The 13,218-nt window shown below is 39.0% G+C and carries 11 protein-coding genes; 6 read left to right on the forward strand and 5 right to left on the reverse strand.

The genetic code is table 11. From position 1 onward, the window contains the following. Positions 1-131: 131 nt before the first annotated feature. Complete coding sequence (locus tag ACY2A0_RS17525) at positions 132-1,763, reverse strand: ABC-F family ATP-binding cassette domain-containing protein (protein ID WP_461790675.1); 1,632 nt, start codon at positions 1,761-1,763, stop codon at positions 132-134. A gap of 194 nt (positions 1,764-1,957) precedes the next feature. On the opposite strand from ACY2A0_RS17525, the gene ACY2A0_RS17530 reads away from it, so the two are divergent. Both ACY2A0_RS17530 and ACY2A0_RS17535 read left to right on the forward strand, forming a co-directional pair. Continuing rightward, the gene (locus ACY2A0_RS17530; protein WP_461791720.1) at positions 1,958-2,599 is read left to right on the forward strand and encodes a peptidoglycan recognition protein family protein; all 642 of its coding nucleotides are present in this window, start codon (positions 1,958-1,960) and stop codon (positions 2,597-2,599) included. 84 nt (positions 2,600-2,683) lie between these two features. After that, on the forward strand, positions 2,684-3,487 hold the full coding sequence (locus ACY2A0_RS17535; protein WP_461790677.1) for a carboxypeptidase-like regulatory domain-containing protein: 804 nt from the start codon (positions 2,684-2,686) through the stop codon (positions 3,485-3,487). Here ACY2A0_RS17535 and ACY2A0_RS17540 read toward each other — a convergent pair. Beyond that, positions 3,484-3,945: an NUDIX hydrolase gene (locus ACY2A0_RS17540; protein ID WP_461790678.1), complete on the reverse strand. Its 462-nt coding sequence runs from the start codon at positions 3,943-3,945 to the stop codon at positions 3,484-3,486. The genes ACY2A0_RS17535 and ACY2A0_RS17540 overlap by 4 nt on opposite strands. Positions 3,946-3,949: 4 nt before the next feature. Further along, positions 3,950-4,723 (reverse strand): exodeoxyribonuclease III, encoded by a 774-nt coding sequence (gene xth / locus ACY2A0_RS17545; RefSeq protein WP_461791075.1) that lies wholly within the window; start codon positions 4,721-4,723, stop codon positions 3,950-3,952. A 491-nt stretch (positions 4,724-5,214) separates the two neighbouring features. Between xth and ACY2A0_RS17550 the strand changes: the two genes are divergently transcribed. Further along, complete coding sequence (locus ACY2A0_RS17550) at positions 5,215-6,735, forward strand: PAS domain-containing sensor histidine kinase (protein WP_461790680.1); 1,521 nt, start codon at positions 5,215-5,217, stop codon at positions 6,733-6,735. Positions 6,736-7,214: 479 nt separating this feature from the next. Here ACY2A0_RS17550 and mnmA read toward each other — a convergent pair whose 3' ends face one another. Next, positions 7,215-8,306, reverse strand: coding sequence for a tRNA 2-thiouridine(34) synthase MnmA (mnmA, locus tag ACY2A0_RS17555; protein ID WP_461790681.1), 1,092 nt, complete (start codon positions 8,304-8,306; stop codon positions 7,215-7,217). A 104-nt stretch (positions 8,307-8,410) separates the two neighbouring features. Next, positions 8,411-9,430: a LacI family DNA-binding transcriptional regulator gene (locus tag ACY2A0_RS17560; protein ID WP_461790682.1), complete on the reverse strand. Its 1,020-nt coding sequence runs from the start codon at positions 9,428-9,430 to the stop codon at positions 8,411-8,413. Positions 9,431-9,685: 255 nt separating this feature from the next. Here ACY2A0_RS17560 and ACY2A0_RS17565 point away from each other — a divergent pair, with 255 nt between their 5' ends. The 3 genes from ACY2A0_RS17565 to ACY2A0_RS17575 all read left to right on the forward strand — a co-directional run bounded on the left by ACY2A0_RS17565 (position 9,686) and on the right by ACY2A0_RS17575 (position 13,170). Next, on the forward strand, positions 9,686-11,131 hold the full coding sequence (locus ACY2A0_RS17565; RefSeq protein ID WP_461790683.1) for a circularly permuted type 2 ATP-grasp protein: 1,446 nt from the start codon (positions 9,686-9,688) through the stop codon (positions 11,129-11,131). A gap of 49 nt (positions 11,132-11,180) precedes the next feature. Beyond that, entirely contained in the window at positions 11,181-12,110 is a 930-nt protein-coding gene (locus ACY2A0_RS17570; protein ID WP_461790684.1) for an alpha-E domain-containing protein, read from the forward strand. An 88-nt stretch (positions 12,111-12,198) separates the two neighbouring features. After that, the gene (locus tag ACY2A0_RS17575) at positions 12,199-13,170 is read left to right on the forward strand and encodes a transglutaminase family protein (protein WP_461790685.1); all 972 of its coding nucleotides are present in this window, start codon (positions 12,199-12,201) and stop codon (positions 13,168-13,170) included. The last annotated feature ends 48 nt before the right edge of the window (positions 13,171-13,218 follow it).

Consider the following 13,218-nt stretch of genomic DNA (forward strand, 5'->3'; position numbering starts at 1 on the left):
AGGATTTGAAGTCAATCAACCTCAAATCCTTTCAAAATTAAACAAAATAGTTGTGATATAAATGCCGAAATTAGATGGATTTTATCTCGTTAGATGAATTTTATCCACATGATAACTGTAGTTTAAAGCGGTTATTTCTCAATTTCCTTTAAGCTGTTCATTTTTTTGTAGGCCAAGAAACCTTTGATGTCTTCGAAGTGTTCACGCACACGCTTATTTCCAAATTCGAATACTTTTTCTGCCAAACCATCTAAGAAATCCCTATCGTGAGAAACCAAAATGAGCGTTCCATCGAAATCACGTAAGGCATCTTTAATGATGTCCTTCGTTTTCATATCTAAGTGGTTGGTTGGCTCATCCAGAATCAAAACATTTACTGGTTCCAGCAAAAGTTTGATCATCGCTAAACGAGTTTTTTCTCCGCCAGATAATACTTTCACTTTTTTGGTGGTGTCATCACCGCTGAACATAAATGCACCCAACAAGTCTTTGATTTTCACTCTTACATCGCCTACGGCTATTTGATCGATAGTTTCGAAAACAGTGAGTTCACCATCTAGTAAAGCGGCTTGATTTTGTGCAAAGTAGCCTATTTTTACATTGTGGCCAACTTTTAGCTCGCCTTGATACTCAATCTCGCCCATAATCGCTTTGATCATGGTTGATTTACCCTCACCGTTTTTACCTACAAAAGCTACTTTTTGTCCACGCTCAATCACCATAGCGGCATTTTCGAACACCAAATGATCACCGTAAGCTTTCGTCAATCCTTCAACAATTACCGGATAGTTACCGCTGCGTGGCGAAGGCGGGAACTTTAAGCGTAGGGCAGAGGTATCCACTTCGTCAACTTGTATCACCTCCAGCTTTTCCAACATTTTTACCCTTGATTGCACTTGTAAGGTTTTAGAATAGGTGCCTTTAAACCTGTCGATAAATTCTTGATTATCAGCAATAAAACGCTGTTGCTCCTCGTAAGCTTTCAATTGGTGTTCTCTGCGTTCCTTACGTAACTGCAGGTAGTGGGTGTATTTTGCTTTGTAATCGTAAATACGGCCCATGGTTACCTCAATGGTGCGGTTAGTAATGTTGTCTACAAAAGCACGATCGTGGGAAATTACAATTACCGCCTTAGCAGAATTGATCAAAAAATCTTCCAGCCATTGGATACTTTCAATATCCATGTGATTGGTAGGCTCATCTAGCAAAATCAAATCTGGCTTTTTCAATAGGATTTTTGCCAGTTCAATGCGCATCCGCCATCCACCTGAAAATTCTGAAGTTTGACGAGTGAAATCAGAACGTAAAAATCCCAAACCTTTCAGTACTTTTTCCACTTCCGCATCATAGTTCACCTCTTCCATCGAGTAAAACTTTTCGCTCAGTTCAGATACCCTTTCAATCAACTTCATGTAGTCGTCCGAATCGTAATCTGTACGAACATTAAGTTGCTCATTCAAACTTTCTAATTCGTCACGCATTTGATATACTTCGTTAAACGCTTTAGAAGTTTCTTCAAAAACCGTTACTTTATCTTCGGTAAGCAAATGCTGTGGTAGATAAGCGATTACGGCATCTTTAGGGCCAGAAACATGGCCTGAAGTGGCTTTGCCTACACCAGCTATAATTTTTAACAGTGTGGATTTGCCAGCCCCATTTTTGCCCATCAAAGCAATTTTATCATTTTCGTTAATAGAGAAAGATACATCGCTGAAAAGCGTTGTGCCACCAAAAGATACGGAGATGTTATTTACGTCGATCAATGTCTGATTTTTAAAATGAGCCGCAAAGATAGTAGAATTGTGATGAAGATGGAAGGATTTAGCGCTCTCTGATCATCCAACTTGATAATAAATTTAGATGTAGAGACAGTAGAACGCATAACGTTTAACTATTAACGTGTCAGCCTCAAAGCCAATTAAAAAATGTAAATTTGAAATATTTAAAAACCTTTTATATGTTGTTCCAACAAAAATTAACCCCCGCATTTGCCCGAATTTTTACGATTGCATTGCTACTAAGCTCATTGATGGCGAATGCTCAAACTAAGAAGATTGTTGCTGTTTCAAAGAGAGATACTGTAGCGATTATTCCGAAAAGCGAATGGAACGGCGTGGAGGGACGACCTTATAAACAGCATGTTCCGGTTCAAATTACGGTACACCATGAAGGAGGAAAATTGTTGACAGTTAACGATAATGCCAAACAACGACTAAAAAATATTCAGACTTGGGGTATGGGACCAGATCGAAAATGGGCTGATGTACCTTATCACTTACTCATTGCGCCGGATGGAACTGTCTTGCAAGGCAGAAATCCATTGACAGTGGGAGAAACGAATACGGAATATGACCCGACAGGACACTTATTGATTTGCTTTCTTGGAAATTACAATCAACAAAAATTAGATGAAAATTTGCTCAAAGTATTGGTGAGTTTATTGGCCGATCAATGCATTAAATACAATATCTCTCCTAAAGAAATCTCTACACATCGCGATCATAGCACACAGACAACTTGTCCAGGTGACGATATTTACGCTTACTTTCAAAATGGTTATATCGTAAAGGAAGTGAGCAAGTTGGTAAAGGAAAAGTAAATCGCTAGTTGATATTAATTTCGCTACCCGTATTTTTTTTTATGGAAATTGTAGCGCTGTTACATCTCCTTGTAAAATGAGTTGATGAATAGCAAAATTACTTTAGATATACCGAAGCCATGTAGCCAAGCATGGCATGAAATGAAGCCAACTGCAATGGGCGGTTTTTGCAAGCAATGCAATAAAGATGTGATAGACTTCACCAAAATGACTACTATTGAATTGCAGCGCTATTTTGCTCAAAATCGTGGAGAAGTATGTGGTAGGATCGATGCGGGTCAAATGACGCAATTGAATCGGCTGTCAACTATTGATGTTGCTTCCCAAAGTAGGTTCCAATATAAATGGCTTTTAGCTTCAGCTTTTACACTTTTTATACATAGCAGTGCGAATTCGCAGCAGCCTGTGTTGAAGGAACAATCGCCAACTCATTTGGTAGAGCCCGGCAACTTGGAAAAGAAGAAGTTTACGTATCCGGGCGTATATGAAGTGAAAGGCATTGTGAAGGCAGCAGAGGATCAATCGCCAATACAGCAGGCAAGTGTTAAAGTAGTGTCTACAAACCAAGGTATGGTTACCGATAGCTTGGGTAGGTTTAAGTTAATGATAAAAGGAGAGCTCAACCAAAAACTGAAGTTGCAGATTAGCTATTTGGGTTATGCAACGCAAGACGTAGAGGTTGTGCTAGGCTATAATAAGGAGTTAGTTGTGGAATTGTTGCCAGATAACTTGCTGATGGGTGAGGTTGTAGTTGTCGGATATCAGTCGAAAAAGTCATCTGTTTTGGTGGGTAGTATCACTACAATATCTAGTGCAGATATCAAAGCCTGTGAAAAGCCTTCCTTCTTTAAACGAATAATTAATAGAGTTAGTAAATGGTTCAACTAAGCTTTTTCAATCATTTTAGCCAGCTGTTCCACTAAATTAGCTTGAGCCGAATTAATTTTAGTCATTGCCATCGCTTTATTAAACCATTCGCCACGATCCACTTCTGGTACTTGCATCATCTTTCCGCTTTTGGGCGGCCAAGGGATTTCGATGTAGTTGCTATTGATGTTGCCTGCATCAACTTCACCTTCCACCGCCCAGGCATAAATTATCTTACCTGATTTTAATTTGACTGGCTCTAGTGGGATGAAGTAACCATCGACTTTTTGTCCGGTTTCTTCTTCGAATTCGCGTTTGGCAGCATCTAAAGGATTTTCTCCCATTTCAAATTCCCCTTTAGGGATCGACCAGGCACCTTCATCTTTATTTTTCCAAAATGGGCCACCAGGATGTACCAGAAACACCTGTAATTGCGTTTCAATAGTTCGGTAAAGTAAAATTCCAGCACTAGTTTTCATCAAATCATTTGCTAAGTTCAATCCAAACGGGAGCATGATCACTCGTTTTCTCCCAACCACGTACATGTTTGTCTACGGCAGCAGCTTTAAGCCTATCTTTTACTGGCGGACTGAGCAAAAAATGATCAATGCGTAGTCCTGCATCTCTGCCATAAGCATTTCTGAAGTAGTCCCAAAAAGTATAAATTTTCTGTTCAGGATAAAGTGCTCTAATCGCATCTGTCCAGCCTTGTGAAACCAGTCGTTGGAAAGCTGCTCTGGTTTCTGGCCGAAATAAGGCATCATCAACCCAGCGTTCTGGTTTGTAAACGTCCAGTTCCGTAGGCATTACATTAAAATCGCCTATTAATAAAGCTGGAACTTTTTTGTCGATGAGCATTTGTGCGTGTTGCTGTAGCCGTTCAAACCACCTCAGTTTATAATCGAATTTTGGACCTGGTGCGGGATTTCCATTAGGCAAATACAAACAGCAAATTAATAGGTCGTGAACCAATACTTCAAGATACCTGCTTTGTAGATCTTCATCATCACCTACAAGTCCGCGTTGTATTTCTTTCATTGTTGGATCTTTTGACAAAATCGCTACGCCATTCCAGCTTTTCTGCCCATACCAAATAGCATGGTAACCTGCATTTTCAATGGCTTGTAAGGGAAATTTCTCTTGCGGAGCTTTGAGTTCTTGCAGACAGACGATATCTGGCTGTGTTTCATTGAGCCAGCGTAACAGTACCGGCAGTCGTCCATTTATTCCGTTTACATTGTAAGTTGCTATTTTCATACCTAAGTTTTGAACAGGTGAAAGATAAGTATTGTTTGCCATTGAGTTAATAAGATTACCTCATCATCGTTAATCCGCGTTTTTAAATTTTTAGATGCGCTTAATCCGGAAACTTTTTCTACTTTAGCGTTCTATTCTAATCGTACACCCTTAAGTGTCGTCATAAACTGGTTCGGACGGTCTTTAAGCAATGTCATTGCAACCTGAATCAGCAAAAATAATGAATATCATTTATCAACTGTTATCGGGTGGCTTCATGCTTTCCGACGTAAAATATTTCCATTGTAATGGTTTGGGAGAATACTGTTCAAATAGGTCTAGCTATCAATCTACGGACTTTTTAGACGTTTCTTACAGCTTTGATTAACTTCCGTAAGCACTGTGAAAATAGACAGTGATTTAAACATTTGTTCATTGAAAAAAAATAAAATTGATGTATTTCACATCATTAAGCAATCATTTAGCCCATTTACGTTGTTATTAAAATTATCATGGAAAACAGAGAAACTATAATTGCGGGGCTTTTGGAAGTCAATTCGGATATTTTCCTTCAGGCAATGGAGGGCTCGGGTAACGGTATCGTAATCACCGACAATCGTTTGCCAGATAATCCGATTATTTATTGTAATGAGGCTTTTGAACAGCTTACGGGCTATAGTTTTCAAGAAATTATAGGTAGAAATTGTCGTTTTTTACAGGGGGAAGTCACTCAAAGCACTGCTCGTACCGCAATTGGAGAAGCCATTGTTAAAGGCGAAAAAGTGAGCGTTGACATTAAGAATTTCAAAAAAAATGGAGAGATGTTTTGGAATCATCTTATTATCGCCCCACTAAGAGATTTAAACGACAATATTATCCATTTCATTGGAATACAAGAAGATGTAACTGGGATAATTACAGCAAGGCTAGCCCTGGAAGCGGATATTGCCCACAGAAATTTACAGTTACAAGCCAGCGAGTTCTATCTAGATAGCATTTTTGAAACCATTAGAGAGCCATTGCTGGTACTCGACGGTCAACTCCGCATCGTGTCGGCAAATACACAATTTTGCAAAACATTTGAATTGAGTAATGAGGAAATTTCAGGTCATCCGCTGACTGAAATTAGTGGCGGCGCTTGGGATATTCCAGCTTTGTTGGAATTGTTGAGGAATGTGTTACCTACTAAAAATCCTTTTGAAGGGTTTGAAATGCAGCACGATTTTAAAAACTTAGGACGTAAAATTTTGCTGTTAAATGCAAGACAGGTGCACCACCATGGCATCAGTCAGGACAGGATTTTATTAGCGATGGAAGACGTTACTTTACTTCGTGTTAACCAACAGCGAAAAGCGGACTTTATTAGTTTGGCAAGCCATGAGATTAACACACCACTAACCAGTATGAAGGGTTATCTGCAGTTGTTGCGCAGAGAAGTGGCAAAAAGGGGCGACGAAGGATTGAAAGGATCTTTGGAAGCTGCCTTACGATCTGCTGGCAGGCTGGAACAAACGACGAGTACGTTATTAGAAATCGCAAAGTTTCAATCGGGAAGCGTTAGCAAAAACTTACAGTCTTTAAATGTGGATAACTTTGTGAAGCAAATTATAGATAAACTACAGCCTAGCTATCAAAATCATCAGTTGGTGCTGTCTGCAAATTCAAATACTGAACTTAACATATCGCCAAAGCATTTGGAACAACTGATGTTTAATCTCATTGATAACGCCGTGAAATTTTCGCCTGATGCCAATAAAGTAGCTATTGAGGTGAACAAGCGAGCAGATAATGTGGAGATTAAGGTGATAGATAGTGGGATAGGAGTTTCAACGGAAGACAAAGCCTTGATTTTTCAGCAGTTTTACCGTGGCTCAAATGTGGATGCTAAGTTTCAAGGACTTGGTATTGGCTTATACCTGTGCAAAGAAATTGTTGATCAGTTAAAGGGAAGCATTGATGTTCGTTCTAATGAACCGAACGGAACTTCGTTTGTTGTGACTTTGCCAATTAGCATTAAAAAACTCGAAGACTGATATCGGGAAGATTCCGTATAAAAGCAGAACACCCCGGCATTTATCGGGGTGTTTTGCTTTATAACCTAAATATCAAATTTATAACTTAACTTGCTTGATGGATTTTCTAGGTCAAGTTTTATGGTTTGCTATTTTTTTAACCCCTTTAATGACTATACCTCTTGCTTGGCATTTAATTAAAGGGAAAATAATATACCGCATATTGCTAGCTGTCGCCTTGACAATAATTACGTCTTTTATCCTCTATATGTTGAGCTTAGCAATCCTATTTAGAGATGGCATGGGGCCAACTTAAGGTTTATCCAATTGGGCTTAATATTTTGTAGACTTTGCAACGTTATAAGCTCCTCTCTGCCTTCGGCATCTCTCCTCAAAGTGGAGAGAAAAGCACTTGGCTGAGGATAGCTTTAATTCTAACTTCTACTTCTTACGCTTTCCTGTTAACGCTGACTGCCTAAATCCCTAGTCACTAACTTAAGTTAAACTAAAAAACCTCCGCCCAATAAATCGTTGCCTTCGTAAAACACTGCCGATTGCCCTGGCGCTATTGCCGAAACGGCGTGGTCGAAAACTACACGCATGTTATTGCCTTCCTGCACAATAGTGCTGAGTGTTCCAGCATCTTTATAACGTATTTTTGTAACGATGTTCTCCATCGGTTCGTTTACATTGGCATACTTGATTAAGTTGACGTTTCTCACCGTAGCTTCTCCACGTTCTAACTCGTCGGCTCTGCCTAAAACAACTGTGTTGCTTTCTGGCAAAATTTGCGTTACAAACATAGGTTCGCCAAAAGCTACGCCAAGACCTTTACGCTGACCGATAGTATAAAATGGGTAGCCTTTATGCTGTCCAATTACCATGCCTTGGGTATTCACAAAATTACCCCCAGCAACACGATCTTCTAAGTCTTCCACTTTGTGTTTCAAAAATGCTCTGTAGTCATTATCTGGCACAAAGCAAATTTCATAGCTTTCACTTTTTTTAGCAAGCTCTTCCTGTCCCATATCCAAGGCCATTTGCCTAATTTCAGCTTTGGTAAAACTGCCTAACGGGAATTTAGTACGAGCTAAGTTTTCCTGAGAAACGCCCCAAAGTACGTAAGACTGGTCTTTGTTTTCGTCTTTACCTTTTGAAATGACATAACGACCATTATCCTGTAAACGGATATTAGCATAATGTCCAGTAGCGATAAACTCACAATCCAATTTGTTGGCACGTTTAAGTAACGCTTCCCATTTGATATGCGTGTTGCACAGCACACAAGGGTTAGGTGTACGCCCGGCCAAGTATTCATCTACAAAGTTGTCGATTACGAAATCTCCAAATTCGTCTCGAATATCTAAGATATAATGAGGGAAGCCATAATTTACTGCTAAAGTACGTGCATCATTGATACTGTCTAAGCTGCAGCAGCCGGTTTCTTTGCTATTACTGCCCGATGTGGCGTAATCCCAAGTCTTCATCGTTAAGCCAATTACCTCATAACCTTGCTCATGCAGCATTACCGAAGCTACTGAACTATCAACCCCGCCACTCATGGCTACTAAAATTCTACCGTGTTTGCTCATTATTGTAAATCAGATTGCAAAATTAAATAAATACTTTAAAAGTGCTTCATTGTGGTGGTCGTGCTAATGTCAAATGTGGGTTTTAACCTCTGCAGCAAAGTTGTTTATCTAATAGTGGATTTCCTGACGTGAAGTGCGGTGTCCAACAAAGTGGTTTCGGCGGGACCTAAATCTTTCCCTTTAACAAGTTGAATTAAGGTTTGTGCGGCCAAGTGTCCGATTTCCCGCGAAGGCTGATGTACCGTGCTTAGTGATGGATTTAGTAGCGGAGCTAGATCAGAGTTGCTAAAACCTAATAACATGATGTCCTTTGGCACACGGTAGCCATTTTGATTGAGGTAGGCTAGTGCTTTAGTGCTTAGCAAATCTGTGGTGGTAAAAATGGCGTCGGGCTGTTGTTTTAACAAATGTTCCATTGACTTTGCAATATTTTCATCGATGTTTTCGGCGTCCGATGTGTCGCAAAACTTTACCAATTCTTCTTTATAATTCAGATGTTCATCTATTAAAGCTTGTTTGTAGCCTTCAAAACGCTCAATAGTTAGGGCTAAATTAGATCTGCTATTTAAATGTGCTATTTTTTTGCAGCCACTGCTAATCAAGTGTTGCGTTGCTTCGTAAGCACCTTTAAAATTATTAGCGGCAATTTTATGCGCATCTATTTCGTTAGTGATGCGGTCAAAAAGTACTATCGGAAAGCCTTGTTGTTGCAACTCTTTTAAATGGGTAAAATCAGTTGTTTGATAGGATGGGGAAATCATAATGCCATCTACGCCGCTGGCATATAAAAGGTTGATACAGGCTTTTTCCTGCTCATAGGATTCCTTGCTTTGCATGATGATAATCTGGTAGCCATTCTCATTGCATGCTTGGTCGATACCATCTAACATTTGAGCTACAAAGCTATTATCGATGGCACATATCACCACACCAATCGATTTTGTTTTGCCTACTTTGAGGCTTCTCGCCATACGGTTAGGTACGTAGTTGTGTTCTTTAGCGTAAGCCAAAACCAATTTCTTGGTTTCTTCTCCAATTTCGTGACTGTCCGTTAATGCCCTCGAAACGGTAGAAACGGAGATATTTAATGCTTTCGATATGTCGCGTAGGGTGATATTGCTCATGCTGCTAATTCCAATGTAAAGATACGCTTTATCAACTTAATAGTTGAAGTAATGAAATGATAGCCTCATTTGACATGTAGTTTGTTTATATTGGTTTTTTTGGTGTTGATATTAATGTTTTAGTTCTCTCTTCTTGATTTTTTATGTGATTTAAATAAATTTTATTTAAATTTTGCTTTTTATATGTGATTTTTAAGTTATATCCATAATTAAAATGATATATTTAGAGTAAAATATTTAAAATACTTCTATTTTATGCTTAATTATAACTTTTTTAATGATTATAATTTAATATCTGGTGTTTTTGATGAGATGAAAAGCGAAGATGGTGTCAGAAAACATTATGAAATGTTTATGGCGGCTTTTCAAAGCGTCAATTCCGATGAAATGTCAATCAAAGATGAGTTGGCAAAAAAGTTATTTTTAACCCAAGGTATTACATTCACAGTATATAGTAGTGGCGAAGGCATAGAAAAGATATTTCCATTTGATATCTATCCCAGAATTATACAGGCTGCAGAATGGGAATTTATAGAGAAAGGGATTAAACAGCGACTGAAAGCACTTAATATTTTCCTGAAAGATGTCTATAGTCACCAGTTTATCATTAAAGATGGCATTATTCCAGCTTCATTAATTTATTCGTGTCCTAATTATTTACGGGAAATGATGAACGTGGAAGTGCCGTTTAACATTTATACACATATCAGTGGGATTGATTTGATTAGAGATCATGACGGGTCGTACTATGTACTGGAGGATAATCTACGTACGCCATCAGGGGTGAGTTATATGTTGGAAAATAGAAGTATCAGTTACCGTTTATTTCCCAATCAAATTCCAGAAAACAAAGTACGCCCTGTGAGCGATTATCCAGATTTGTTGATGAAGAATCTATTAGCCTTGGGGAACCGACACACTAGTAGGCCTACGGTAGTTTTGCTTACGCCAGGCATCTACAATTCTGCTTATTTTGAGCATACCACTTTAGCTAGGTTAATGGGGATAGAGTTGGTAGAAGGTAGGGATTTGGTGGTGGACAACCACAAAGTTTATATGCGAACTACAAAGGGCTTGAAGCGTGTGGACGTTATTTACAGAAGGGTTGATGATGAGTTTTTAGACCCGTTGATCTTTAGGCCAGACAGCATGCTTGGTGTTCCGGGTATTTATCATGCTTACAGAAAAGGAAATGTAGCCATCATTAATGCTATGGGCAATGGTGTAGCGGATGATAAAGCAATTTATGCCTACGTGCCTGCAATGATTAAGTACTACTTAAATGAAGAACCGATTTTAAAAAATGTGCCAACCCTGCGCATGGAAAATGAAGATGAAAGGGCTCATGCCTTAGAAAACCTTCATCAAATGGTGGTGAAGCGCACCAATGAAAGCGGCGGTTACGGCATGTTAATTGGAAATACTGCGACGGAGAAAGAATTGAAGGAGTTCGCTGAGGAAATACAGAAATCGCCGCGACAGTTTATTGCACAACCTATTATCAGCTTGTCATCTGCACCTTGTTACATTGATGGTAAATTGCAGCCAAGGAGGGTTGACTTAAGGCCTTTTGCATTGAGCGGCCCTGATGGGGTGGAGATTGTTCCAGGAGGCTTAACGAGAGTTGCTTTGAAGGAAGGTTCCATTGTGGTGAACTCATCCCAAGGTGGTGGAAGTAAAGATACTTGGGTAGTAGATTAATGAAATTGTAGTATTGTAGAACCAACAATCTTTTTTTAAAGTAGAGAAAATGCTGAGTAGAGTAGCAGAAAATATATTTTGGATGAGTAGGTACATTGAGCGAACTAACATGCAATTGCGCATTCTTCGTACCTATTACATTGCATCGCAGGATGGTGTTCCTTTTGTGAAATGGGATGAAGTGTTTAGGTATTACAACCAAGGTATGCCAGCTGAAAAAAGCATGAGTGCTAATCAGGTGCTCAATTTCATTTTGTTTGATAAGGATAACGAAAGCTCGGTTGTAAACAACATCCTTAGGGCAAGGGAAAACGCCCGAAGCGCACAAGACCATATCACCAAGGAACTATGGCAGTGTTTGAACGATTTCTATCATTTCATCAGAGATAAAAATCTACAACGCCAATTGAGTTTAGGCGATCCGGTGAGTGTGTTGGATCAGTTGATTAGACAGTGTATGCTATATTATGGGATTGTTGATATATCGATGTTTAGGAGCGAGGGATTCAATTACTTAAATACAGGAAAATACATTGAGCGTTTGCTGCAAATCATCAGTTCATTAAACATGCAAATTGTGCGTACCAACGGTGAAATTAAGGACAGTATGGATATTGTGAGCTGGAGGTACTTTTTAGTTTCCATATCCGGATACGAATACTATTTAAAATCGCATTCAGGTACCGTTAACCCAGCGCTCATCTTTAAACAAGTGCTTTATGAAATGCATTTTCCGCATTCTATTGCGTACAGTATCTCGCAGCTTAACCGATATGCACAGCGGCTAAAAGCCGAAAGCTTGGAAGAAAGTTATGATAAGCTGGAATTTTCTATAGGCAAAGCTGCTGCTATTTTGAAATATAATAGCCCCGGTTCAAATTGCGAAGCTCAATTGGCACTTTTACAATCTATCGAAAGTAATTTATTTCAAGTGGTTCAAGTTTTCAATGAGTATTATTTTGGTTCACTGGTTCACTAGTTCACTGGTTCATTCGACAATACAAATTATCACATCATCAAATTATCTAATTATCACATCATCGAATCATCCTATTATCACATAAAAAATGCCTACTTATCACGTTAAACATTTAACCAAATACACTTATCCATCTGCAGTTACGGATAGCGCTAATCAAATCATACTTAGCCCCACAAGTACCGCATTTCAGGATATCATCAATCATCAAATTACAATTCATCCATCAACTTCTATCGATAGTTTTTACGATTATTTTGGCAATAAAGTAGGCGTTTTTACCATCGTACAGCCGCATACTGAGCTATCCATTTTGGTGGAGGCTGAAGTGGCTACAAAGAATATTCCGCCACCAAACGATTTTTGGCCAGCAAAAGCCCAATGGGAGAACCTAGCTTCGTTAACTCAGCACATCGAATTTCTTGATTTTGTAAAAGCGGGCTATGCTTCTTCTTTAAAAGAGATCAAAAGAGAAACTGATCAATTAGTTGATAAAGAACTTACTATTTTTCAGTATGTCAATCAATTATCTACATACGTTTACCAAACTCTTACTTATCAAAAAGGTGTAACGGATGTGGAAACTGACATCGACCAAATATGGTCTTTAAAGGCCGGAGTTTGTCAGGATTTTGCCCATTTGTTAATTGAGATGTTGAGAATGAATAACATTCCATCTCGTTATGTAAGTGGTTATATTTGTCCGGCAGGTAACGAATTACGTGGTATCGGCGCTACGCATGCCTGGGTAGAAGCCTACATTCCTGATTATGGCTGGATGGGAATTGATCCTACGAACAACTGCTTGGTTGGCGACAGGCACATCAAAATTGCTTTTGGGCGTAACTTTAAAGATTGTACACCAGTAAAAGGCACTTACAAAGGTTCCTCGGCCCATTCTCTGTCGGTGGCCGTAATTATTACAAACGAAAAATTAAAGCAGGAAGAGGAAGCCGTAGCGGTAGATAACGTGTATGTTAAAGAAGTTGAAGAGCCTGTAACCATTGTAAATTCGTACCAACGATTTATTGAAATGCAGCAACAACAACAGCAACAGTAACTTAACCTTTTAAGCTCATTGAATCTACTGGTTGTGGAAAACTGGTAG

The organism is Pedobacter sp. (assembly GCF_965249885.1).
GTDB lineage: Bacteria > Bacteroidota > Bacteroidia > Sphingobacteriales > Sphingobacteriaceae > Pedobacter.